This window comes from Bacillus sp. AR8-1 (assembly GCF_008042345.1).
Taxonomy (GTDB): domain Bacteria; phylum Bacillota; class Bacilli; order Bacillales; family Bacillaceae_G; genus Bacillus_A; species Bacillus_A cereus.
Genome location: NZ_QNUB01000016.1, coordinates 31,494 through 56,777 on the forward strand (window position 1 = coordinate 31,494; position 25,284 = coordinate 56,777).

Below are 25,284 nucleotides of genomic sequence, written 5' to 3' on the forward strand. Positions count from 1 at the left end.
TCATCTCCTTATTTGTTTTTGATGACAATAAAGCTACAAACAGCGATTGTAATAAAGCCGATAAGTGCTAAAAACGGGATTGTCACAAAGCCGAACCAGTTTATGTATTCTCCCGTACATGGTACACGTCCACAAGCTGCCCCAGCAGCTGAAAATGCTGCGACTTTTTGAATTGCATAGTGATATAAAGAAATACAAGCACCAATAGTTGCGATTGGTAAAGAATAATTTGCGATGCGATAGTCTTTCTTTGCCACAGCGATACCGAGCCATAAAACGAATGGATACATAAAAATACGTTGATACCAACAAAGAACACAAGGCTCAAATTTCATGATTTCGGAAAAGTACAGACTTCCTAGTGTAGCGATAAAAGAAGCTCCCCATGCGGTAAGTAAAGCATATTCTTGCTTTTTTTCTCGTCCCATATTTTATACCTCTCTTATAATAGTTACATACTAAATTATAGTATGAAGTGGTATGGAAAAGAAAGAAAAAATATGTTTATCAATAAAAGTTTTATAAGGAGAAACTTTTATTGATATAAATATTTTAAAAAAGCGCCATTCTCCGGAAGAGAATAGCGCTATAGTTTACATTTGAATTTGTTCTACTTCTTCTACATGAGACTTTTGGGATGCGTGGTCAATATATTGAAATAGGAGCTGCAATTGTTTATCAACTTCTGGGAGTTCTTTACTGTATTGATAAGCGTGTAAAAAATGCTCAATACGCTTAGAAAATAATTGATCGTTCGTTTGAACCATGAGAACGAGTAATTTATCCCAATTACAGCAATACGTGTAATAGAGAGCTTTATCATAGTCGTTATATGTTTGCACTGTGTACCCTCCTTACCGAGAGTTATATATAGTGTGTGATAAGTAAGGAGAAATACACTTGAAAGAATTTGTTAAGAAAAAAAGTGAATGAAAAGAAAAAACGAGGAGTTTCCTCGTTTTTTAAGCTTTTGGCATTGGCGTAGGTGTTGGTTTACCATAGCCTTCTTTGTATTTATTATCGATATAGTTACGAATTTCAAGCGTTGATTTTCCTTTTTGTTTCATGGAAGCAGATTCAACTGCGATTTCTAGGCAATTGACGCAAGTCGTTGCATGGGAGTCCCAAACAACTTCACCATTCTTTTTAATTTCACGAATAAAGCAGTTTTTATTATTTTTATGTCCTACACTTTCACCGCAACCACAATAGCATGGAATCCAATCTAATAGCTCTGCATTTTGTCCAGCGACGGTGTAGATATCTTTCATTTGTGGATCAAGCTTATCTAGGAAGGTAGGAAGTGTGTCGACTCCTTTTGTTTTCTCTTGAATGTCAGCTTGCTGAGTGTGCGATGCGTGGTCATGTTCTTCTTTTTTTGATTCAGAAGATTTTTGGTCATTTGTACCAGTACTTCCGCATCCAGCAAGAATTAAGCTTAGTACTGCAAGTAAAGAAAATACATACTTTTTCATTCGCTTGTCCCCTTTACAAATGTATTAATCAAATTGTATCAGAGATTACGGTGTATCGGTTGAAGATTTTTTTGACTGATTTTTGAAGCGCCATCTTAGCGAATGGAATAGAAATAAAATTGGGATATAAGCGTATACAATATATAAACCCGCTTGAGATAGTACGGTATTTAATGTGTTGATACTTTCACGGTTTGTGAAAAGTAGAGAAGCTGAAAATATGATGAAAATAAAAAACGGTAATGTAAATTTAAATGAAATATGAAAGGAACGCTTCATCGTTTGACATGATGACCAAATGGTTAAGCAAAGGTTTGGTAAAATAATTAAAAACCAAACGAAAATAATAATATATTCAAAGCGCTGAATAAAAGGAACTTTAATTATTTTTAACATCGTTAAAGTAGGCCAAATAGTACGGTTTAATTGTCCCTCGCTGTAATACATAAAAGATACGATAGCTAAAACTACATAAATTAAGGTGCTAAAAGCAATTCCAGCATGGGCCCATCGCTTTAAAGATTTTCCTTTTTCAATAAAGGGATAAAAGATAAGAATTGTTTCAAACCCTAGAAATTCCAATGCAGAGTGTTTTGCAGATATAAGCATGTCAAAAGGTGAATGTGTAAAAATAGGTAAAATATTACGAAAATGTGCATACTTCATCGGATAGACTAAAAAGAATACAACGAACATAGGAAGAACAATACCCCAAAAACATATCCCTGTCACAGAACGGAAGCCACCTTTTATAATGTAGTAAGTGACTAATAAAAACATAAGCGTAAGTTTCCATAACTTAATGGTAGGGAAAATCCAAACTTGTATCACTTCTATATATGTACGAAGAACAGTAAGGCAAAATAATAAGCAATAAAGAGTGAAAATTACAGAAAATATAGAGCCAACCCATTTTCCAAAGGTTGTTGTATGAATACTAATTAAATCTCCGTCTTTTTCAAGCATTTTTAACATACAAAACAGTACAATATGAGTTGCAATACCTGTAATAATAAGAGAAATCCAAGCATCATAACCTGCATTTTTTAAAATTACACGTTGATATCCGAGAATTCCTATACCAACCTGGAGAGAATGCAATAAAATAAATGCAAAATATGGAGATACGGTCTTTGTTTTATTCATTGTATTCATTGCTTATTTCACCTCACTATTCTCCGATTCCAGATTGTACAATATTAAGATCTAAATTTATATCTACCGCTATATTTTTATACATATTTCGAATTTGTTTTATATTCCATTTTCTCGTATGGCTTCTAATTTCATCTCGTATTCCTAAAGGATCAATTTCTTTTTCTTGAAATTGTTTTATTAAATCTTCACAGTCTTTTTCGACATTTCGTTCAATTTGTTTTTTTATATAGTTGATATTTGTTTTTTTTCTTAGATCAATCCAATTAGGAGAGTTTTTAATTAATCCATTTAGTTTTAAATGGATTTTTACTTTTGGTATGTCGCCAGTTTGATCTATATCATACTTATTTTCCCCAGCTAAGTTTTGTATAACAACCATACCTTTATATTTATCCTTTTTTATTGCTGCTTCGTAACGTCCATTTTTCGTAGGATTAATAAGTAATTTTGCTAAAACAGAATGTCTTTTATCCGTATACATGACGACTTTATCGCCTTTTAAAAAGGCAAGTCCTTTGACAGCGACAGAATGATTATCGTCCATTTTAATATAAGGAACATAGGCATCACATACAGAAGAGTAATAATTATATAAAAAAATGTTTAATTCAGTTTGTGGAATGTTCTCATTTCTTATATTTTGCTCGAGTAAATCAGCAATATATAAAGACCCATTTTTTTTTCCGTAATTTAAAAGCTCTTCAGCCGATCCATCTACAATTGCTAGTTGTACATCACGCCCGATATTTGGGTCACGTTGTAAGTTAGTAATAATCTCTCCCATTCCGCGTTCCCCTAGAGCCTTTCCAAATAGGACGACACGCATTTGACCTACAACAACATTGTGAGGAGATTTCGCATTTAATCGTGAAGCAATTGTTTCAAGTGAACGGGCAGATGTTGTTTGCGTCTCTGGTTTAGACTTTACACCATGTGTGTACTCTGGGAATAGAATAGTTCCTTGGAATTTTTTGTTTTTTGTGATGTCAAATCCAGCAATATGAATAATACGCTGTGCATCCACTATATACGTTTGTGTACAGCCAGTTTGTAAAACGAAGAAGATAATGATAAGGTGCAATAAAATTTTTTTCATTCATTCTCACCATCACGTTTTTGCTTCGATTTGTTTGGATTGTAGCGCCATTTTGATTTTGGTCTAAGAAAAGAAGGTCTTTGTGCCGTTTGACTAAATGGTAATCGAAGAAAACCTTCTGCTGTACCTAAACCACGAAATGGATATAAAGGTAATAAATAAGGTGATCCAAGTGATTTTAATTTAATTAAATGAGCTAAAATAAATACAAATCCGACAATAAGGCCTAATCCTCCGAATGCACCGGCTAAAAGAATAAGCGGAAAGCGTAACAACCGGATAGTAGAAGACATCTTTACAGTCGGTGTTGTGAAAGATGCAAGGGCGGATAAAGCAACTGCAATTAATAAAATTGTACTTGTTAAAGCTGCTTCAACAGATGCTTGTCCAATTACAATCCCCCCAACAATCCCAATCGTTTGTCCGACTTTTGTCGGTAAACGTGCTCCTGCTTCACGAAGCAATTCAATTGTAATTTCTAAAAAGAGTGCTTCTAGAATAGGAGGGAAAGGTACGTTAGCTCTCGAGAAAATAATAGGACCTAGTAAATCGGCAGGAATCATTTGATAATGATATGTTAAAGCCGCTGTATAAATAGCGGAGGAAAACAGAGAAAATATAGCTCCGAAAAAACGAATAATACGAAAGAACGATCCAATCATCCACGGTAAATAATAATCTTCTGGTGAAATGAAAAAATCCAGTAACGTTGTTGGTCCTGATAAAGCATATGGAGAGCCATCTGTTAAAATTAAAACTTCCCCGTTAATTAACGCAAATACAGCTCGATCTAATCGCTCTGTAGGTAATAGAACAGGAAAAGGTGAATTGCTATTATCACTAATAAATTGCTCAATCATAGTTGAATCAAATGGGACATCAAAGTCAATGTCTTCTAGCCGTTGAAGTGCGGTGTTGACAAATTGTTCATTTGTAATTCCTTCTATATAAGCAACTGCTACTTTCGTTTTTGATATAGATCCGACGGTAACTTCTTTAAAAATGAGTTGCTCCGTTACGATATTTCGGCGTAATAAGTGGATATTTGTATCAAGGTTTTCAACGAAACCGATTTTAGGCCCGATTACGCTATACTCATTTTCTGTATCGTTATATAATCGTTTTCCTAAAACAGTACTTTCGGCACGAATTAAAGCATATTGATCAGGATTCGAATTGTTTTTTAATCGTATTAAAATATATCCACCTAATAATTTTTCACGAATATCATCAATAGAAGGGGAGGTAATAATGTCTTCAATAGAGATGATATTACATAAATCAGAGATGTTTTGGATTTGTTCCGATTCCTTTTTTATAGGAGTTAAAATGAATTGTTTAATAATAAGTGCTTCCACGACAGATTTATAATAAAACAAGCACAACGTTTCATCTTTAAGTATGTTATAAGAGACAAAATCGCTTGATTCTTTCATGGTTTGTATAAATTCTGGGATAGAACAAAGTGTTTTTGTATTAGTCTTTTTTGATTTCTTAGATGATAAACCGAACATTTTCTCACCCCTAACTTACATCATTTACTTGTGTTAGTTTTTGGGAAAGACGGGAATTTATACTTGAAAATTGAAAGTTCATAAAGAAAAGGAAGAGTGGTGAATGGCTCTTCCTTTTTAGCATTTTAATTTGTTTTTTGTTCTTTAATAGACTTCACTAATTTCATCATTTCCGCTCGTATATCTTCTCTTTTTACATTTAATTTTTCGGCAATTTGTTTAATGTCCATTCCATCTTTTTTCATTTTTAATACATCATCAAGAGGGGTATTGCTTTTTTGAGAGATGATTGTTAACACAGTAAGGTGACGCAATTTGATGTTATATTCTTTCATTTTTTGCTTTAGCTGATCCGGTGTGGATTTTTGCATAGTTGCTAACTGTTGTAGCAGTGCTTGCTTTGTTTCTTTATTCATATGATGCTTTTTCAGCTTACTTGGATCTACACCGAAATGCTCGGCTGTTTTCTCCCAAGATTTATTTTGCTTATAGTAAGCTAAAACATCTTTTATTTCTTTATTACTAATTCTTGCAATATGAGCAGCTTTCCAAATTTCATGTTTGTTATAGCCGAGTTTTTCTAGCGATTGCATTTCTTCTTCTGAAATTGGTTTATGGTGATGCATTGTTACTTCTTTTGGCGTGGCAGCGGAAGCGGGGAAGGTAGATATCCCGCATAATAATGCTGTCATAGTCATACAAACAGCGATTTTTTTGTACATGTAAACTCCTCCTAGATGGATAATGTAGAAAACTGTACACATATCATTTCCATAAAATGTGAAATACTTGTGAACAAGTTAAGTTTTTTTATTCACAGCATGGAATGACGTTTTTAGAAGTTTTCCAACATAAAACATTGATTAATAGTAAAAAACTAAGGTATAATCGAAATTGAAAATCAATATCAATAATGAAGATAAAATTATACATATAGATAAAAATAAGGGAGAGATAAATATGACTACATATACTTCCATCGCTAATGTGATTAAAGAAAGGCGCTCTGTTCGTACATTTACAGACAAAGCAGTAGAAAAAGATCTATTAATTGAACTATTAAACGATGCAACATGGGCACCAAATCATAAGCACCGTGAACCATGGAATTGTAAACTATACATCGGAGAAGGCCGCAAGAAATTAGTAGATGCAGTATTAAACTCTTTCACAGAAGAAGAAAGAGCGAAACGCGGTAAAATTTTATCAGATCGTTTCTTAAACACGCCTGCACAAATCGTTGTATATATAAATGAAGATCCGCGTCAAATTCAACGTGATGAAGATTACGCTGCAACATGTGCATTTATGCAAAACTTCCAACTTCTTGCTTGGGAACGCGGATTAGGTTGCGTTTGGAAATCAGGCGGATTAAACTACAATCCATTATTTATAGAAGGAATCGGTTTAACAAGAGGCCAACGTATCGTTGGAATTCTTCATATCGGCTATTTCGATAAAGCGCCAGAAGGAAAAGCTCGTACTCCGATTACGGAGAAGATGGAGATTATTGAAGGTTAATAGATGAGACATTCTCGTTTTTGCGGGGGTGTCTTTTTATTATGCAATCAATCCTCATGAAAGCTTGTTTTTCATCATACACTTTCTTAAGGGAAAGTGTAAGGAGGGAAAATAATGAGAGCAAGTGACGATAAAGCACTGCAATATGCGATTGCGGAAATTACGGAAATTGCGACTGGATTTGGGCTTGATTTTTATCCGATGCGTTATGAAATATGTCCAGCGGAAATTATTTATACATTTGGTGCATATGGGATGCCGACAAGGTTTTCACATTGGAGTTTTGGAAAACAATTTTTCAGAATGAAATTACAATACGATTTGGGACTTAGTAAAATATACGAACTCGTTATTAACTCTGATCCATGTTACGCCTTTTTATTAGATACGAACTCTTTAATTCAAAACAAATTAATTGTAGCGCACGTTTTAGCACACTGTGATTTCTTCAAAAATAATATTCGTTTTTCAAATACGAAGCGAGATATGGTAGAGAGTATGGCCGCAACAGCGGACCGTGTGAAAGCGTATGAGCATAAGTACGGAAAGTCAGAAGTAGAAACATTTTTAGATGCGGTGCTCGCTATTCAAGAACATATTGATCCGTCACTTATGCGTCCGAAACTTGCGTGGAGTATCGATGATTTAGAAGAGGAAGAAGTAGAAAAGAAAAAGGTATCACAATACGATGACTTATGGAATTTAGATAACCGAAATAAAAAACAAGAACGCTCTAATATACGTAAAAAGAAGAAAATCCCGCCGCAACCAGAGAAAGATTTACTCCTCTTTATTGAAGAATATAGCCGTGAGCTAGAAGATTGGCAGCGTGATATATTAACGATGATGCGTGAGGAAATGTTATATTTTTGGCCGCAGCTTGAAACGAAAATCATGAACGAAGGCTGGGCGTCCTACTGGCATCAACGCATACTTCGTGAAATGGACTTAACATCTGATGAAGCAATTGAATTTGCAAAATTAAATGCGGGTGTTGTACAGCCATCAAAAACAAGCATTAATCCATACTACCTCGGTATTAAAATGTTTGAAGATATTGAAGAACGGTACAACAATCCAACAGAAGAAATGAAACGACGAGGCGTAAAACCAGGATCTGGCCGTGATAAAATGTTTGAAGTACGCGAAATTGAATGGGACGTATCGTTCCTAAGAAACTACTTAAATAAAGATCTTGTTATGCGAGAAGATATGTACTTATTCCAGCGCCAAGGAAAAGAATATAAAGTAATAGATAAAGAATGGGAGAATGTGCGTGATCAACTCGTAAATATGCGGACAAATGGTGGGTTCCCGTACTTAGTAGTAGAAGATGGAGACTACTTAAAGAACGGAGAATTATACATTAAACATAGTTACGAAGGAATCGAGCTCGATTTAAAATACTTAGAAAAAGTATTACCATATCTTCATCAGCTATGGGGAAGAACGGTGCATATGGAGTCCATTGTGGAGAGTAAGGGCGTTGTGTTTTCTTATGATGGGAAGATGGTCCATCGGAAGTATGTGTGAGGGGAAGAACGGACATAGGATACTGTGTCCGTTCTTTTTTATTTGGAACAAGGTCAAATATGCTATTCTTGAAAAAAGGGAGTTACATAGAGAAATGGAGTGATCCAAATGAGCAAAATAGGGGTATGTAAGGTTGATATTACGCCGCCTGTAGGTATTGATTTTGTCGGATATCATAGAGAGACAGGCATAAATAATGTTGAAGAACGTATTTACGGGACAGTTTTTGTATTTGAAAAAGATGAAATGAAGACTGTGTTTATAAGTATTGATAATATTGGGATGCTAGTAGAAGATACGAATATGATTCGTGAGCGAGTAGCAAGTAGGCTTCATGTGCCATTTGAGCGAATAACTGTTGTTTATACACATACACACTCTGGGCCGGAAACAGTCGGTGATCATCCTTTAGTAAAGTCGTATAAAACTATTTTAGTAAATAATGTAGTGCATGGTGCTGTTACTGCTAATAAAAACTTGAAGCGATGTGAAGTTGGCTGGAGTGTTACGACAGGTGATATTGGGGTCAATCGAAGAGAGAGAACATCTGATGGAAAAGCGAAGATGGGAACAAATATAGATGGTGTTGTAGATAAACGAATTGGTATGTTAGCAATAAGAGATGCTGAAACGAAGGAGTTATCTGGGGTTTTAGTATTTTGTACTGCGCATCCGAATGTTTTAAAAGGTGATAGTGATGAATTATCAGCGGATTATCCTGGAATGACGAGAGAGATTCTAGAGCAGATAGTGAACTGCCCTGTTATTATCGTTCAAGGTGCCGCTGGAAATGTGAATGCGAAATATCGCGGTTCAAGGGAAGCGTTAAAACAAATGGCCTATTTACTTAGTGGACATGTATTAACGATGTTGCCAACAGTTACATATAGCCCAATTGTAAATTTAAGAACAGTTTCGAGTATGATGCAAATGAAGTTGAATGATATTCCTGAATTTGATGAGATACGAAGCATGGCTCGATTAGCCGAGAAGCAGTGGGGCGTGAATACGGACGAATGGCTTACTATCGTATTAGAGAAATATAGGCAAGGTATTCGGCGGTTAAGTATTGATTTAGAAGTGCAACTGTTTCAAGTTAATGATGGGATTTTCTCTGGCATACCGATGGAACCATTTTCAGAAACTGCCCTAGAAATGAAAGAAATCCTTCAAAATGAATTAGTTTTCTTTGGTGGATATATGAACGGATATCTTGGTTATTTACCCACAAAAGACGAATATGCATATGGCGGATATGAAGTAGAATTAAGTCCTATTGTGTATGGAACAGTTACAAATTTGTTAATGCCACCGGGAGAGAATACTGCGGAGCTGATTGTGAAGAAGGTTACGGGTTTATGTAATAAAGTGAACCTTTAATGAGACAGATTTTTGAACGCAGAGTAAAGAATATGACTAAGTGTGTGATTTTGTTAAGTCAACGTAATTAATAATGATTATCATTATTAATTACGTTGACTTCTAAAAAAAGAAAAACTAGAATCTATAAAGGGATCTTCAATTGTTTGCTATCACTTGTATAGGAGGTAAGTTATGTTGTATAGCTTTATTTCTATAAGATGCAGGTTGGTTCTTTATAGTCTTGGTGTTCTTTTTATCTTTTTTTGTATAGTATTTTTGGTGAATCAAAAGGTGTATGCAGAAGATGTATCGTGGACATCAGTTTCAAATGAGGGAGAACGTGTACTTTTTCAAGAACAATCTTTGTATAGTAATGATCGAAGGGGAGAAGATCTTGTTTCGCCTTCATTTGAAGGGCGTAAACATGGTGGGGAAGATTGGGGAGCCTTCTTAGAAAATACGAAGTTAAATTATTCACCTAACATTCTTACCTATTCTGTTATAGGAATAGATGATCGAATACGGGTTAATGATACAACTTCATATCCGTATAGTGCCGTAGTCCATATAGCAACTCAGTATAATAGTGGAGAAATTTATGGATGTACAGGAGCACTAATTAGTAAAGATACAGTGCTGACAGCTGGACATTGTATTTACAATAAAGAAATTGGTGGATGGGAAACAAATGTTATTGTAACTCCAGGACGTAATGGAGGACAAGCACCGTATTTACCTTATAAAGGAACAAAACTTTACTCGGTAAGTGGATGGACTGATAACGAAAATTCAAATTATGATTATGGAACGATTAAATTAAATGGGTCTCCAGGAGATTATACAGGTTGGTTTGGATATAGAACTACCTATGTAGAATCACCAAAAGGTTTACTTGCGGTGATTCCTGGATATCCAGCTGATAAAATAGGAAATGAACGTTACACAATGTGGAGAGATTATGGTCCAATTGAAGATGTTAATCCTAGCAGACTAACATACAAGATTGATACTTATGAAGGGCAAAGTGGATCACCTGTATATCATTATTTTGATACAGGTATCAAAATAATAGCCATTCATACAAGAGGGAATAAAAATATGAATTTTGGAAATCGGATAACAGACAATGTGTTTAATAATATTAAAAGATGGTCTGAATAAATATAGTAAATCCATTTGGATTCATTTTCTTAGACTTTGGTATTTAAGAAATTTAAGCGAAATATATTTAACTTCAAGTGAAACTATTGAGTTTGGAAATTTAAATGTAGGTGTAGTTCAGTTATCTAAAACAAGTATGCCCTCATACTACACCATCTTTAGGTATTGATGTAATAGTAAAGAAAGTTATAGAACAGAGCTATATGAAAAAGAACTTGGAAATATCTAAGTTCTTTTTTTGTTTCAAATTTGTGAAAGAAAGACATATTGATTGAAATTAAATTTTTTATACTCTATCATATACCCATACAGGTATAGGTTTTGTGTTACATGAGAAAATTAAATAATATGGAGGTTTAAAATATGTCCAGAAAAATAGTTGTAGTAGGCGGAGTTGCCGGCGGGGCATCAGTAGCTGCAAGGCTTCGTCGTTTAAGTGAGGAAGATGAAATTATTATGTTTGAACGCGGTGAATACATTTCATTTGCAAACTGTGGATTGCCATATTATATTGGCGGTGTCATTACAGAAAGACAAAAATTATTAGTACAAACTGTTGAAAGGATGTCAAAGCGTTTTAATTTAGATATACGTGTATTGAGTGAAGTGGTAAAGATTAATAAAGAAGAGAAAACAATTACTATAAAGAATGTAACTACAGGTAAAACATATAACGAGGAATATGATGTTTTGATTCTTTCACCAGGGGCGAAACCAATTGTTCCACCTATTCCGGGCATTGAAGAAGCAAAGGCGTTGTTTACGTTACGAAATGTACCTGATACAGATCGTATAAAAGCGTATATTGATGAGAAGAAACCACGTCATGCGACGGTTATTGGTGGTGGATTTATTGGAGTGGAAATGGTTGAGAATTTAAGAGAACGTGGGATTGAAGTTACTCTTGTAGAGATGGCGAATCAAGTGATGCCACCAATCGATTATGAAATGGCAGTATATGTACATGAGCATATGAAGGTGCACAATGTTGGGCTTGTTTTTGAAGATGGTGTAGATGCGTTAGAAGAGAATGGGACTGTTGTACGTTTAAAAAGTGGCTCACTTATAAAAACAGATATGATTATTTTAGCAATTGGTGTACAACCAGAGAGTAGTTTAGCGAAAGATGCAGGATTAGCATTAGGAGTTAGAGGAACGATAAAGGTAAATGAGAAATTTCAAACATCTGACCCATATGTATATGCAATTGGTGATGCGATTGAAGTGAAAGATTTTGTTACAGAAACAGAAACGATGATTCCTTTAGCGTGGCCAGCTAATCGTCAAGGTCGCATGTTAGCAGATATTATTCATGGTCATACGGAGTCTTTATATAAAGGTACGATGGGAACTTCTGTGGCTAAAGTTTTTGATTTAACAGTTGCTTCGACTGGAGTAAATGAGAAAATATTAAAACGATTAAATATACCCTATGAGGTAGTACATGTACAGGCGAATTCGCATGCTGGATACTATCCGAATGCTACGCCAGTGCTAATAAAATTAATCTTTAATAAAGAAAGCGGAAAAATTTACGGAGCACAGGCTTTAGGGCGTGATGGAGTAGATAAGCGTATCGATGTTATTGCAACGGCAATGAAGGCAAATTTAACTGTAATCGATTTACCAGATTTAGAATTATCATATGCCCCGCCGTATTCTTCTGCAAAAGATCCAGTAAACATGGTGGGGTATGCTGCAAGTAATATAGTAGATGGTTTTGTGGACACAGTGCAATGGCATGAAATAGATCACATTGTTGAAAATGGTGGGTACCTTATTGATGTTCGAGAACCTAATGAACTAAAACAGGGAATGATTAAAGGCTCTATTAATATTCCATTAGATGAATTACGTGATCGATTGGATGAAGTACCAATGGACAAAGAAATATATATCACTTGCCAACTTGGTATGAGAGGGTATGTTGCAGCGCGTATGTTAATGGAAAAGGGATATAAGGTAAAGAATGTAGATGGTGGTTTTAAGTTGTATGGGACAGTATTGCCAGAACGTGTTGTATATTGATATTTTTCATCTTCTACTTAAAAATTTAGTGGAAGATGAAAATCTATAGATTAAGGTTTTATTTTTTGGTTTGCGAACATATAAGACAAAAATTAAAAATAGGGGTTTACAAAATACCCTATAGGGTATAATATATTGTCATAGGTTATAAATGGTGACATAATGGTAATGAGGTGATTATAGAATGGAATATAATCAAGATATGAAAAATAGATTGAAACGTATTGAAGGTCAAGTTCGTGGTGTGCTTCGTATGATGGAAGAAGGAAAAGATTGCCGAGAAGTTATTACACAGTTAACAGCATCTCGTTCTGCACTTGATCGTACAATTGGACTCGTTGTTGGAACGAATTTAGAGCAGTGTTTGCGTGAACAGTTTGAAAGTGGTAATGGTTCAAATGAAGAGTTAATTAAAGAAGCTGTTCAATTACTTGTAAAAAGCCGATAATCTGTCAAACGTAAGTGTTGACAGATTTTCAAAAACGTTTTAATATACCCCTACAGGTATATGTATATAAATTGTGGAGGAATCGATTATGAGTATAAAAGTGGATATGAGTTTAGATTGTAAAGGTTTGGCTTGTCCGATGCCTATTGTGAAAACTAAGAAGGCAATAGAAGGGTTAACACCAGGGCAGGTGATTGAAGTTAAGGCAACAGATAAAGGATCTACGGTAGATATAAAAAGTTGGGCGGGTAAAGTAGGACATCAATATATCGGGACGAAACACGAGGGTGATGTATTGGTGCATTATGTTAGGAAAGCAAACGAGCATGAAGTGAATGAAATTGTGAAATATCCTCATACAATTATGAATGCAGAATTACAGTCTATATTGTCTAATGGAGAAGAGAACATTGTATTAGATGTTCGCGAAGCAGCGGAATTTGCTTTTGGCCATATTCCATCCGCCATTTCGGTACCATTAGGTGAATTAGACAGCGCAGTATTAGATAAGACGAAGCAAATTTATGTTATTTGTCGAACTGGTAACCGTAGTGATGTAGCTTGCCAAATGTTGAATGAGAAAGGTTATTTAAATGTGAAAAATGTCATTCCAGGTATGGTAGAGTGGCAAGGGAATATAGAGAAGTAAATTTTTTTGAATAAAAATATACCTATGGGGGTAATGAAATGAATGTTAAACCGTTACAAGCAAAAGATGTGGCAGAGAAAATTTTATTCGGAGAGTTATTCATTTTAGATGTTCGTAATGAGACGGATTATGAAGATTGGAAAATTGAAGGGAAACAAGTTTCTTCTATTAATAGACCTTACTTTGACTTATTAGATGGTGTAGATCATATTGTAAGTGAATTACCTAAAGATAAAGATGTTTTAGTAGTATGTGCAAAAGAAGGGTCTTCTATATTTGTGGCAGAGCAATTAACAGAGGCGGGATTACAAAATATTTATTATTTAGCTGGTGGCATGAAAGCTTGGAGTGAATATGTGAAGCCGTTAAAAGTAGGGGATGTACAGGGCGGAGGAAGTATATATCAATTTAATCGCCTTGGAAAAGGCTGTTTATCTTATATGGTTGTTTCTAACGATGAAGCAGCAGTTATTGATGCAGTAAGAACGGTTGAAGCATATGAGGAGTTTGCGAAAGAGCATGGTGTTACGATTACGAATGTAATGGATACACATTTACATGCAGACCATATTTCTGGTGGGCGTAAGTTAGCAGAAAAGGTAGGTGGTACGTATTGGTTACCGCCAAAAGATGCCGAGGAAGTCGTTTTCTCATATGAACCACTTGTAGAAGGATCTGTTATTACGGTGGGGGGTACAAAGATTGAAATTGACGCGTTATACTCACCAGGGCATACGATTGGAAGTACGTCATTTATTGTAGATGATTCTTATTTATTATCAGGCGATATTTTATTTGTAGATTCAATTGGACGTCCTGATCTTGCTGGTAAGGCTGAAGATTGGGTGAGTGATTTAAGAAATACGTTATATACACTTTATAAGGAACTGTCTCAAGATTTAATTGTTTTACCAGCTCATTATTCAAAAATAAGTGAAATGGATGAAAGTGGTATTGTGAGTGCGAGCTTACAAGATCTATTTAAAGAGAATGTAGGGTTAAATATTGCTGATGAAATAGAGTTTCGTAAAACTGTGACAGAGAACTTACCGCCACAACCAAATGCATACGAAGAAATTCGTCAAACGAATATGGGGAAAATTCATCCGAGTGTGGAAGAAGAGCGTGAAATGGAGATTGGCCCAAATCGTTGTGCAGTGCATGAGTCATTATAAAAATAACAAATTGGAGGAATTGATGATGAATATAAAACAAGTATTAGATGCGAAAGGTTTAGCATGTCCAATGCCGATTGTAAGAACGAAGAAAGCGATGGATACTTTGCAAACTGGAGAAGTGTTAGAAGTACATGTAACGGATAAAGGATCAGTTAAGGATATTCCAGCGTGGGCAAATAAAGGTGGTCATGACATCGTAAAGCATGTAGAAGAAGCTGATGTGCTGAAATTTTGGATTAAGAAGGCGTAGGAAAAAATATTGTTATAAATGCAGAGAGGGTGGTTATATGAAAACAATAGTAAGTACGCTTTTCATTGTACTTGCTACATGGTTTGTTATTTCACGATTTTTACCAGTGAAAGGTGTGCAAAATATCAGTGGAAAAGAATTAAAGAATATAGTGGAAAAAAAGGGGAAACAACTTATCGATGTTCGTACAGTAGGTGAATATAGAGGAAATCATATGAAAGGATTTCAGAATATCCCGTTAAATGAGTTAGCTAGTAGAGCAAGTCAGTTAGATAAAAATAAGGAAGTAATCGTTATTTGCCAAAGTGGAATGAGAAGTAAGCAAGCTGCAAAGATGTTGAAAAAACTAGGGTTTCAGCAAGTAATAAACGTTTCAGGTGGTATGAATGCTTTGTGAGGAGGGACTTTAAAATGAAAGAAATGACAGCAAAAGAATTAGAAGAAAAATTGTTACGTAAAGAAGCAGTAAATATCGTAGATGTCCGTGAAGTAGAAGAAGTAGCAGAAGGAAGAATTCCAGAAGCATGTAATATTCCGCTAAGGCTATTAGAGTTTCGAATGCATGAGTTGGATAAAAAGAAAGAGTATATTATCGTTTGTCGCTCTGGCGGAAGAAGTGGAAGAGCAGTTCAGTTTCTAGAGAGCTACGGTTTTCAAGCAATCAATATGATAGGTGGTATGTTAGCGTGGGAAGGTAAAGTCATATAGTGAAGTAAGTGATTTGGGCCTTTTTATAAACAGATAAATACCCCTATAGGTAATTGGAGGGAGAACAATATGGAACAACAGAAGAAAACGACAATCGTGTTATTTAGCGGAGATTACGATAAAGCAATGGCTGCTTATATTATTGCAAATGGTGCAGCGGCGTATGACCAAGAGGTAACTATTTTTCATACTTTCTGGGGATTAAATGCTTTAAGGAAAGATGAACATGTGAATGTAAAGAAAACATTTATAGAAAAAGTATTTGGAAAAATGATGCCACGCGGTGCCGATAAGATGGGATTATCCAAAATGAATTTTGCTGGCATGGGGCCAAAGATGATTAAAGGCATTATGAAAAAACATAACGCAATGCCTTTGCCAGATTTAATTGATTTGGCGAAAGAACAAGGAATTAAACTTGTAGCTTGTCAAATGACAGTAGATTTATTAGGGTTAAAAGAGGAAGAGATTATGGAAGGGGTAGAGTTTGCAGGCGTAGGGGCATATTTAGCAGATGCTTCGGATGGGAATGTAAACTTATTCATTTAAATCACCTTCTTTTTAGAAGGCGGGGGATGTAAGATGAGCTTAGTCGTATTACTTTTTATAATTGGGTTTATAGGATCGTTTATATCAGGAATGGTTGGGATTGGTGGCGCGATTATTAATTATCCAATGATCTTATACATTCCAGTATTGCTAGGATTTACTGGCTATACGTCACATGAAGTGAGCGGTATTACAGCGGTACAAGTATTCTTTGCAACTTTTGCAGGCGCGTGGGCATACCGGAAAAGTAATGACATGAATAAAACATTAGTTATGTATATGGGAGCTAGTATATTAATAGGAAGCTTCATAGGGAGTTTCGGTGCTAACATATTAGAGGAACATACAGTTAATGTTGTTTATGCAGCATTAGCTACAATTGCAGCTATTATGATGTTTGTACCGAAACAAAATAATAGTGGAGATGTGAAGTATAATAAATGGTTAGCAAGCTTGTTAGCGTTCGTTGTAGGGGGAGCTTCAGGCATTATAGGAGCTGGAGGTTCGTTCCTTTTAGTTCCCATTATGCTAGTTATTTTAAAATTACCACTGCGCATGACGATCGCAACATCTATCGCTATTACGTTTATTTCCTCAATAGGGATTACTACAGGAAAAGTGATTACTGGGCAAGTAGTTATCATTCCAGCTCTAATTATTGCGGTTGCCAGTATATTTGCTGCGCCACTTGGAGCACGAGTCGGGAAGAGGCTAAATCAAAAAGTACTGCAATATGTATTGTCCACTTTAATTGTAGGCACTGCTGTTAAAATGTGGATCGATATGATATCAAAATAAAAGGATGGTGCTGCTTACAGCCCATCCTTTTATTTATTGCCCGTAAACCTAACGGATTATAGTTTTACTTTATGCCCAAATAACTTTCATTAAGTTTTTATATTCGTCATTTGCTAATTTATATAGCATTCTCGTATGTTCAAAGACAAGTGCTGGATTAAAGTTTGGTTCTGAGAATGCAAGAGATGCTGAAATATCAATTGCATTTTGCTTGTTTAATGTGAATTTTGCAAAGCGATAAGATGTGTTTAATTCATTAATAACATGTAAAATATCATTTGTTGATGTTGCATCAGGCACGTGAGCAACATTGAAGCAGTATATATCTACCGTAGGATGTTCGTTTTGGAAAGCAGCGATAAGTTGAATTTTTGCGCCAGCTTCTGTCTCTAATCCTACTGAAAAATGAACAGAGCCATCATTTTCATCTATATTTTCTTCCATGTATATATCGTTGGATTTTAAGTAGTCTTTAAAATCTGAGATGTTATGTTTTACTGCAGCTTTCATATGTATGAGCCCCCTGATAATTGGAATAGATTGCTACTATTTATTATAATTTAAAAATATTAAAAAAGATAGTTAGAAAGTTCTGATTTTTGATTCTGAAGAAATAAAAAGAAGCAGTACTCTACCTCCATAGAGTACTGCTTCTTTACTATTCATTGTCGCTAGACGATGTTTCTGTATCTTCACTGCTATTTTTGTTTTTATTTTTCACTTCATTGTTACTTGATTCGCGTTCACTTGAATTTTCAGACTTAGATTCTTTTGTCTTTTTCGAATCAGAGTCTGAGTAAGACTTTGTATATGCAGGTAGCCCAAGATGAGTACGAAGTTCATTTGTAACATTAGCTAATTCTTTTTTATCTGGATTGTAGTAGTAAGTTCGACCACCACCAGCAGATTTGCTACATGTATCGTCACCTTTTGCCATATAGCAATCATCACCTTGGATTTGTAATTTCTCAATTTCCGAATCCGATCCATATTTATAGAATGAAAGCATATCATCAAATGTTAAGTTTGTAACGAATTGTCCGTTAATATCATCAATGATGTTGCCAACTTTTGTTACAGAACCAACACTTGTTAGTTTCTTTAAAATAGCCTCGATAACGAGTTGTTGACGTTGTCCACGCATTGCATCACTATCGATGTGTCTTGTTCTAGCAAGAGCAAGAGCTTCTTCGCCATTTAACTTTTGAACACCTTTTTCTAGGTGAATTGCCTCAGCATTATCATTGCTATCTTGCTCAGTAAATTCAACTGGTACATCAACTTCAACACCGCCCAAGTCATCGACGATTTTTATAAATGATTTAAAGTTAAATTTCACAAAATAATCGACAGGAACATTCATTAATTTTTCAACTGCATCAATGCTTGCTTGTGGTCCGCCATTTTTTCCGTTTTTAGCAGAACCGAATGCATGAGCGTGTGTAATTTTATCTTTTTTCTTTTCTATTGGAATATAAGTATATGTGTCACGTGGGATACTCAATAGTTTAACAGTTTTGCTATCTTTATTAAATGTTGCAAGTAAAAGCGCATCTGTTCTTATAGCTTCACCATATTCTTTTCCTCGGACATCGCTTTCATCAACACCCATTATTAAAACAGAGACGTTATTTGTAATAGGTTTTACAGCTTTATCTCGTAAATCAGATTTATCACCGCGTGCTAAATCGTGTGCGGCATTTCGAACAGCAGAAGATGCTTTATTTACTAAAAACCAAGTATAACCGCCGCCTATTAATAAAACGAATAGTATAGCGCTTATAATAATTTTTATTTTTTTCTTATTTTTTTTCGGTTTACTGCGTGTATTTTCTTGCAAAGATGGGTTTTGCTCCATTTCTTGTACTCCTTCATTTGGATTGAAATACGACACTCATATCCACTTATTATAATGAAATTTAGCGAAAAAAAACATTACAAATCATTTACATTTCGTAAAAATTCAATTTATTTATAAAAAGTCAGATTTTCTATATATTATTTGTCAGATGTAGAATAAGTATAAGGGCTTTTAGTAGAAATGAAAATATATATTATGAGAAAATGATAGGGAAGTAAGATTTGTTGAAATATATCCAAGAAGAAATGAGTAAGCTTACCTATTTCTTCTATATAATAAAGAAGAATTTGACGGATAAAGGAGAGAGCATAATGAATCATACATCATTCCGAGCAATCGTTGTGAACGAAACGGAAAATCATCAGTTTGTAAGAAAAGTTGTTGAGAGAGAAGTAAGTAGTTTACCTGAGGGAGACGTATTCATACAAGTTCATTATTCTTCATTAAATTATAAAGATGCCCTTTCAGCTACTGGTAATAAAGGGGTTACGAGAACATATCCTCATACGCCGGGAATTGATGCTGCAGGAGAAGTTGTGAGTAGTGAAGATAACTCTTTTAAGGTAGGAGATCAAGTTATTGTAACGGGATATGACTTAGGGATGAATACTTCTGGTGGTTTCGGAGAATATATTCGCGTGCCATCATCTTGGGTCGTGCCTTTACCAGAAGGATTGTCATTAAAGGAAAGTATGATGTATGGGACAGCAGGTTTTACTGCGGCTTTGTCGGTATATAAGCTTATTGGAGCAGGAATCAAGCCTAGTATGGGAGATGTTTTAGTAACGGGTGCTACAGGCGGCGTAGGGAGTGTAGCTGTTAGTATATTAAGTAAGTTAGGGTTTAACGTAGTAGGAGCGACAGGGAAAATGGAAGAGGAACAGATGCTACTACGTCTAGGCGCGAAAAAAGTGATTCATCGCGCGGAATTGAATGATGAATCAGGAAGACCGATGTTAAAAGGGATATACGCCGGAGTTATCGATACTGTAGGTGGACATATGTTAGAAACAGCTTTAAAAACAGTAAAGTATGGTGGTTGTGTAACGACATGCGGTAATGTGGCAGGCCAGGAACTACAAACAACAGTATATCCATTTATTTTACGAGGCATAAGCCTTTTAGGGGTAGATTCCGTGCAATGTCCAGTGGATGTGAGAAGAGATGTGTGGATGCTTTTAGCGAAAGAATGGGGAAATAAAGAATTACTATCTTATACAGAAGAATGTACATTAGAAGAATTAGAGAAGAAGTTTACACTTATATTGCAAGGAAAGTTAAAAGGAAGAACAGTTGTTAAAATATAATGAAAAAAGAGACGCTTAAGTTAGCGTCTCTTTTTTCATTATAATGATTGTTTTAAATTGATTTTTCCTTGTTCGCCTAAAACACCGTCAGCGATATTTACAGCGTGATCGCCAATGCGCTCTAAGTTACTTACCATATCGACGAAGATGATACTTGCATCACCTGAACAGCTGCGTTCGTTTAGACGTAATACGTGACGTTTACGAAGAACACGTTCCATTTGGTCGATTTTGCGTTCTTTTGCAATAACAGTTTGAGCTAGTTCAGTATCGAAGTTTGTTAAAGCTTCAACTGAGTCTTGCAGTGTTGAAATCGTTAATTCTAGCATTTCGTTTAATTCAGCTAATGCTTCGTCTGATAGTGAAACACGGTTTGAAATTTGGAAATCTACAAGTTCTACAAGGTTTTCTACATGATCACCGACACGTTCAATATCTCCAACAACACCTGCTAAAACAGAATGTTTTTCAGAATCCGTAGGTGAAAGTGGCTTTTCTGACAGTAAAACTAAATACTCGGTAATTTTTTTATCTAAATTGTTAATAGCTCCTTCTAATTGAGTAGCCATGTTTGCGTGTTTTTTGTCTTGTGTATTTAAAAATTGATTTGCTTCTTTTAATCCATGTAATGAGAACTCAGCCATACGGATAATCTCTTTTTGAGCTTCAGTTAAAGCGATGGCTGGAGATTGTTCAATAAAGATTGGATTTAAATGTTGCGGTTTGAAATTAATAGCAGAATCTTCGCCGCGGATAATTTTTGTTACAATCCATGCTAATACTGCAATGAATGGGAACTGAATGATTGTATTTGTTACGTTAAATGTTCCGTGTGCAAATGCAATAGTCATTTCTGGATTCAAGTTTAATGATGTTTGGAAATATTGAATTAAACTTGTAAATGGTACTAATAAAATTGTAAAGATAATTGTACCGATAATATTAAAGATAACGTGAACTAATGCTGCACGTCTTGCTGCAATTGAAGTACCGATAGCTGCTAATACTGCTGTAATTGTCGTACCGATGTTATCACCGAATAATACAGGAAGAGATGCTTGTAAATCGATTGCACCTTGACCGAATAGTTCTTGTAAAATACCGATTGTTGCACTTGAGCTCTGTACAATTAAAGTGAAGACTGTACCGACAACAATTCCTAAAATTGGATTATCACTCATGCTAATCATTAAATCTTGGAATGACTCTAAAGAACGAAGAGGTTTCATACCTGCGCTCATTAATTCTAAACCGAAGAATAGCATACCAAAACCGAATACAACTTGACCTACAGAATGTACTTTTTTATTTTTAAAGAAGAATAGTAAGATTGCTCCAACTGCCATAACTGGGAGAGCATATTCTCCGATTTTAATTCCGATAATAAATGCAGTAACTGTCGTACCGATGTTTGCACCCATAATAACACCGATTGCTTGTCTTAATGTCATAAATCCAGCACTTACAAGTCCGACTGTTAAAGCGGTTGTTCCTGAACTTGATTGGATTAATACAGTAACTAACATACCTGCTAGTACACCCATAAGTGGGTTTGTTGTAAAACGATCTAGAATATCTCGAAGACGATCTCCAGCTGCTTGTTGCAGTCCATCGCCCATGTATTTAATCCCGAATAAGAAAATACCTAATCCACCAATGAACTGGAAGATCATATCTTGAACATTATATTCCACGCATTCCACTCCTTAAATTTCATGTACGATGTAATTATTAACTGAACCTTGAGGCACTGTAAACGGTTTGCTAGTAAAATTTACACTAATTTTACAAAGAGAAGAAAAGTTTACAATCCCTTAAAGAAACAGCTGTATTTTATTGGTTTTCATCTTGTGAAAATCTTAATTTTGTAAAGAAATCACACTTTTTAGAATAATAATGTTCAGTTGAATATCAAGGAAAGCGTCTGCGAGTTCATCGTATATTTTTTGATGAAAGTTAAAAAAATATGTAGGAAAATGCATGTAGTTTTATAACAGCAAAATGAGGGAAAATAATTTTTTAACACGATAAAAAAGCTACTGATTTATCCAGCAGCTTTTTCCGTGTTTTTATCGCTATGCTTTTGTTTTCTTATGCTTGTAATGTAAATGAAGAGAAAAGCAATAAGTAACAGAGAGGAGTAACGATATACAGTTGCATAGTTTGTAAAATGAGCAATAAATCCAAATATAATAGCTCCAGCGCCGATACCAAGGTCAAATGCGGAGAAGAATGTAGCCGTTGCTACGCCACGTCGATGCGGCGCTACGCGGTCAATCATCCATGCTTGTAGTGCAGGTTGGATCGCCCCAAAACCACTTCCGTAACATGCTGCAGCAATAATTAAGCTCGGAATTGTCGTCGTATACGACAATAAAATAATACCTGTAAACGTTATAATAACTCCCGGAATGATGACGAAAGTATGGCCTTTCGCATCATATAGCTTTCCAGAGAATGGACGAGTCACAGCAATTGCTAGTGCATTACATAAAAAGAAAAGGCTAATATCAGCTATGCCGACTTCTGTAGCAAATAGTGTTATAAAACTTCCGATTCCTCCGTACATTAATGTAATACATAATATTAATAATGAAGGAAGTAAAGCTTTACGCTCAATAAATCCATCGAGAAAAGAACTAGATGATTGTTGTGGAGGCTGTTTCGTTTTTTGGATTTGAAGTAGTTTCGTTAATATTAATGAAACAATTGTGCACGATAATGCACATAAAAAAAGAATTGTGAAGTTATATGTTTGCATAAGCCATAGTCCGATAAGTGGACCGAGGGCCATTGCGATTGTTCCAGAAAGACCAAAATATCCCATGCCTTCTCCGCGGCGAGCTGAGGGAATTAAATCAGAAACGACAGTTCCATATGTAGTCGTTGTAATACCGAAACCAGCTCCGTGTAAAATACGAACAGCAAGCAAGAGAAAGATTGTTGAGGCGAAAAGGTAACTGCCCATAGCGAGTAAACAAATAGCAGTACCGATCATTAAGATGATTTTTTTATTAAATTTTTGCAAGGCGTTCCCAGTTAGCGGTCTAACAAAAAGTGCCGCAACGGTAAACATGCCGACAACCAATCCGATATTGGAACTTGTGCCACCAATTTCTTTCACATAAACAGGTAAGGTTGGAATTAACATTTGAAACCCTAAAAACATACATAAGTTTGCAAAAATTAAAGCAACAAACTCTTTTGTCCATAACGGTTCTCGTTTTACGAGTATTGCTTCTCCCATATATTCATCCCCTATATAAAATTTTCTCTTTTCTTTCGAGTATATGTATTGGCCAATGAAACAGTCAAGGAAGGTGTCTTGAAAACGGATAACAATTTTTAAGATGAAAAACTGACAAATTTGTGTAAAAGCTACACAACTATGACAAAAAGATGTAAAGTATAGATGTATAGACTTGTAGGTGTTAAGAATGATAGAAATTGTTTTTTCTTTAAAGAAAGCGGATTCAAAAGGGTAGTGAACAAGAAGGGGATATATACTTTTTCACTACATATATTTGAAAAGGTTTACAATATGATGAAGAAAGAGGCGTTTACATATGAGACGATTAGGTATTTCTATTTATCCAGAACATTCAACAGTAGAGAAAGATAAGGAGTATTTAACATTAGCAAGTAAATATGGATTTACACGTGTGTTCACATGTTTATTATCTGTGGATGGAGAAAAAGAGAAAATTATAGAAGAATTTAAAGAAACGATCTCTCATGCGAATGCATTAGGGTTCCAAGTATTAGTTGATATTAGTCCATCTGTTTTTGAACAATTAGGTATTTCGTATAATGATTTATCATTCTTCCATGAATTAGGTGCGTACGGTATTCGTTTAGATGTTGGTTTCTCAGGATTAGAAGAATCAATTATGACTTATAATCCGTATGGTTTGAAAATTGAGATTAATATGAGTAATGGTACGAAGTATGTAGATAACATTATGAGTCATAGACCAAATCGTGAAAATTTAATTGGTTGTCATAATTTTTATCCGCATCGTTATTCAGGGTTATCATACGATCATTTCATTAAATGCTCGAAACAATTTAAAGATTACGGTATGAGAACGGCTGCTTTTATTTCATCATTTGATGCAACATACGGACCTTGGCCAGTAACAGAAGGGTTATGTACATTAGAGCAGCATCGTGAATTACCGATGACAACACAGGCGAAGCATTTATTCGCGACGGAATTAATTGATGATGTTATTATTGCAAACGCATATGCGTCAGAAGAAGAATTACAAGCACTAGGTGCATTAAATAAAGAGAAACAAACATTTGATATAGAACTATATGATACAACGACAGAACTAGAAAGAATTATCGTATTAGACGAACCACATTTTTATCGCGGAGATGTATCTGAATATATGATTCGTTCTACACAAAGTCGTGTGAAATATAAAAAAGAAGAGTTTAAACCTCATAATACGCGTGAGATTAAGCGTGGAGATTTATTAATTGATAATGAACAATATGGCCAGTATAAAGGCGAATTACAAATTGCATTAAAAGATATGGTGAATACAGGAAAAACAAATGTAGTTGGTCGAATTGTAGAAGAAGAGATTTTCTTACTAGACTATTTACAAGCATGGGATAAATTCGGATTCACATTAAAGAAATAGAGAGAATATAAAGGGGAAAAACTACTGATTTCA

At 35.1% G+C, this 25,284-nt stretch carries 26 protein-coding genes; 15 read left to right on the forward strand and 11 right to left on the reverse strand.

The features are described 5' to 3' along the window. Positions 1-8: 8 nt before the first annotated feature. The 7 genes from DN400_RS09610 to DN400_RS09640 all read right to left on the reverse strand — a co-directional run bounded on the left by DN400_RS09610 (position 9) and on the right by DN400_RS09640 (position 5,965). Positions 9-428: a disulfide formation protein C gene (locus tag DN400_RS09610; protein WP_000532261.1), complete on the reverse strand. Its 420-nt coding sequence runs from the start codon at positions 426-428 to the stop codon at positions 9-11. A 165-nt stretch (positions 429-593) separates the two neighbouring features. Then, positions 594-842: a YhdB family protein gene (locus tag DN400_RS09615; RefSeq protein WP_001195459.1), complete on the reverse strand. Its 249-nt coding sequence runs from the start codon at positions 840-842 to the stop codon at positions 594-596. A gap of 120 nt (positions 843-962) precedes the next feature. Beyond that, positions 963-1,475, reverse strand: a complete 513-nt coding sequence (locus DN400_RS09620; RefSeq protein ID WP_000761026.1) for a PCYCGC domain-containing protein — start codon at positions 1,473-1,475, stop codon at positions 963-965. A gap of 45 nt (positions 1,476-1,520) precedes the next feature. Then, positions 1,521-2,630 carry a GerAB/ArcD/ProY family transporter gene (locus DN400_RS09625; protein ID WP_001095046.1) on the reverse strand — a complete coding sequence of 370 codons (1,110 nt, stop codon included), beginning with the start codon at positions 2,628-2,630 and terminating at the stop codon, positions 1,521-1,523. Between the two features lie 16 nt (positions 2,631-2,646). Further along, positions 2,647-3,729 carry a Ger(x)C family spore germination protein gene (locus DN400_RS09630; RefSeq protein ID WP_147801648.1) on the reverse strand — a complete coding sequence of 361 codons (1,083 nt, stop codon included), beginning with the start codon at positions 3,727-3,729 and terminating at the stop codon, positions 2,647-2,649. Beyond that, on the reverse strand, positions 3,726-5,243 hold the full coding sequence (locus DN400_RS09635) for a spore germination protein (protein ID WP_000467494.1): 1,518 nt from the start codon (positions 5,241-5,243) through the stop codon (positions 3,726-3,728). Before DN400_RS09635 ends, DN400_RS09630 begins: the two co-directional genes overlap by 4 nt. Before the next feature lie 125 nt (positions 5,244-5,368). Next, positions 5,369-5,965, reverse strand: coding sequence for a hypothetical protein (locus DN400_RS09640; RefSeq protein ID WP_141533065.1), 597 nt, complete (start codon positions 5,963-5,965; stop codon positions 5,369-5,371). A gap of 238 nt (positions 5,966-6,203) precedes the next feature. Between DN400_RS09640 and DN400_RS09645 the strand changes: the two genes are divergently transcribed. The 13 genes from DN400_RS09645 to DN400_RS09710 all read left to right on the forward strand — a co-directional run bounded on the left by DN400_RS09645 (position 6,204) and on the right by DN400_RS09710 (position 17,428). Next, positions 6,204-6,764, forward strand: a complete 561-nt coding sequence (locus tag DN400_RS09645; protein ID WP_065228328.1) for a nitroreductase family protein — start codon at positions 6,204-6,206, stop codon at positions 6,762-6,764. Positions 6,765-6,878: 114 nt separating this feature from the next. Beyond that, positions 6,879-8,297: a stage V sporulation protein SpoVR gene (gene spoVR, locus DN400_RS09650; protein ID WP_147801649.1), complete on the forward strand. Its 1,419-nt coding sequence runs from the start codon at positions 6,879-6,881 to the stop codon at positions 8,295-8,297. Positions 8,298-8,405: 108 nt separating this feature from the next. Then, positions 8,406-9,677 carry a neutral/alkaline non-lysosomal ceramidase N-terminal domain-containing protein gene (locus DN400_RS09655; RefSeq protein WP_147801650.1) on the forward strand — a complete coding sequence of 424 codons (1,272 nt, stop codon included), beginning with the start codon at positions 8,406-8,408 and terminating at the stop codon, positions 9,675-9,677. A gap of 174 nt (positions 9,678-9,851) precedes the next feature. Further along, on the forward strand, positions 9,852-10,820 hold the full coding sequence (locus tag DN400_RS09660; RefSeq protein WP_147801651.1) for a trypsin-like serine peptidase: 969 nt from the start codon (positions 9,852-9,854) through the stop codon (positions 10,818-10,820). 363 nt (positions 10,821-11,183) lie between these two features. Beyond that, positions 11,184-12,848: a CoA-disulfide reductase gene (gene cdr, locus DN400_RS09670; protein WP_147801652.1), complete on the forward strand. Its 1,665-nt coding sequence runs from the start codon at positions 11,184-11,186 to the stop codon at positions 12,846-12,848. A gap of 184 nt (positions 12,849-13,032) precedes the next feature. Further along, positions 13,033-13,296, forward strand: coding sequence for a metal-sensitive transcriptional regulator (locus DN400_RS09675; RefSeq protein ID WP_000456206.1), 264 nt, complete (start codon positions 13,033-13,035; stop codon positions 13,294-13,296). A gap of 88 nt (positions 13,297-13,384) precedes the next feature. Continuing rightward, positions 13,385-13,945 (forward strand): sulfurtransferase TusA family protein, encoded by a 561-nt coding sequence (locus DN400_RS09680; RefSeq protein WP_016513701.1) that lies wholly within the window; start codon positions 13,385-13,387, stop codon positions 13,943-13,945. A gap of 38 nt (positions 13,946-13,983) precedes the next feature. Beyond that, the gene (locus DN400_RS09685; RefSeq protein WP_016513700.1) at positions 13,984-15,120 is read left to right on the forward strand and encodes an MBL fold metallo-hydrolase; all 1,137 of its coding nucleotides are present in this window, start codon (positions 13,984-13,986) and stop codon (positions 15,118-15,120) included. Positions 15,121-15,142: 22 nt separating this feature from the next. Beyond that, positions 15,143-15,373, forward strand: coding sequence for a sulfurtransferase TusA family protein (locus DN400_RS09690; protein WP_016513699.1), 231 nt, complete (start codon positions 15,143-15,145; stop codon positions 15,371-15,373). Between the two features lie 37 nt (positions 15,374-15,410). Further along, positions 15,411-15,770 (forward strand): rhodanese-like domain-containing protein, encoded by a 360-nt coding sequence (locus DN400_RS09695; protein WP_147801653.1) that lies wholly within the window; start codon positions 15,411-15,413, stop codon positions 15,768-15,770. A gap of 14 nt (positions 15,771-15,784) precedes the next feature. Next, complete coding sequence (locus DN400_RS09700) at positions 15,785-16,081, forward strand: rhodanese-like domain-containing protein (protein ID WP_044783308.1); 297 nt, start codon at positions 15,785-15,787, stop codon at positions 16,079-16,081. Between the two features lie 69 nt (positions 16,082-16,150). After that, positions 16,151-16,630 (forward strand): DsrE/DsrF/DrsH-like family protein, encoded by a 480-nt coding sequence (locus tag DN400_RS09705; protein ID WP_000437741.1) that lies wholly within the window; start codon positions 16,151-16,153, stop codon positions 16,628-16,630. A 33-nt stretch (positions 16,631-16,663) separates the two neighbouring features. Further along, the gene (locus DN400_RS09710) at positions 16,664-17,428 is read left to right on the forward strand and encodes a sulfite exporter TauE/SafE family protein (RefSeq protein ID WP_000060742.1); all 765 of its coding nucleotides are present in this window, start codon (positions 16,664-16,666) and stop codon (positions 17,426-17,428) included. 69 nt (positions 17,429-17,497) lie between these two features. Here the strand turns inward: DN400_RS09710 and DN400_RS09715 are convergent, their stop codons facing one another. Continuing rightward, positions 17,498-17,938, reverse strand: a complete 441-nt coding sequence (locus DN400_RS09715) for a hypothetical protein (protein ID WP_000642361.1) — start codon at positions 17,936-17,938, stop codon at positions 17,498-17,500. A gap of 148 nt (positions 17,939-18,086) precedes the next feature. Beyond that, entirely contained in the window at positions 18,087-19,286 is a 1,200-nt protein-coding gene (locus tag DN400_RS09720; RefSeq protein ID WP_065228334.1) for an LCP family protein, read from the reverse strand. Between the two features lie 314 nt (positions 19,287-19,600). Here DN400_RS09720 and DN400_RS09725 point away from each other — a divergent pair, with 314 nt between their 5' ends. Beyond that, positions 19,601-20,596 carry a YhdH/YhfP family quinone oxidoreductase gene (locus DN400_RS09725; protein ID WP_065228335.1) on the forward strand — a complete coding sequence of 332 codons (996 nt, stop codon included), beginning with the start codon at positions 19,601-19,603 and terminating at the stop codon, positions 20,594-20,596. A gap of 38 nt (positions 20,597-20,634) precedes the next feature. Here the strand turns inward: DN400_RS09725 and DN400_RS09730 are convergent, their stop codons facing one another. After that, positions 20,635-22,290: a Na/Pi cotransporter family protein gene (locus DN400_RS09730; RefSeq protein WP_000456276.1), complete on the reverse strand. Its 1,656-nt coding sequence runs from the start codon at positions 22,288-22,290 to the stop codon at positions 20,635-20,637. Positions 22,291-22,640: 350 nt separating this feature from the next. After that, entirely contained in the window at positions 22,641-23,843 is a 1,203-nt protein-coding gene (locus DN400_RS09735; RefSeq protein ID WP_000503253.1) for an MFS transporter, read from the reverse strand. Between the two features lie 319 nt (positions 23,844-24,162). Between DN400_RS09735 and DN400_RS09745 the strand changes: the two genes are divergently transcribed. After that, entirely contained in the window at positions 24,163-25,251 is a 1,089-nt protein-coding gene (locus DN400_RS09745; protein WP_001253351.1) for a DUF871 domain-containing protein, read from the forward strand. The last annotated feature ends 33 nt before the right edge of the window (positions 25,252-25,284 follow it).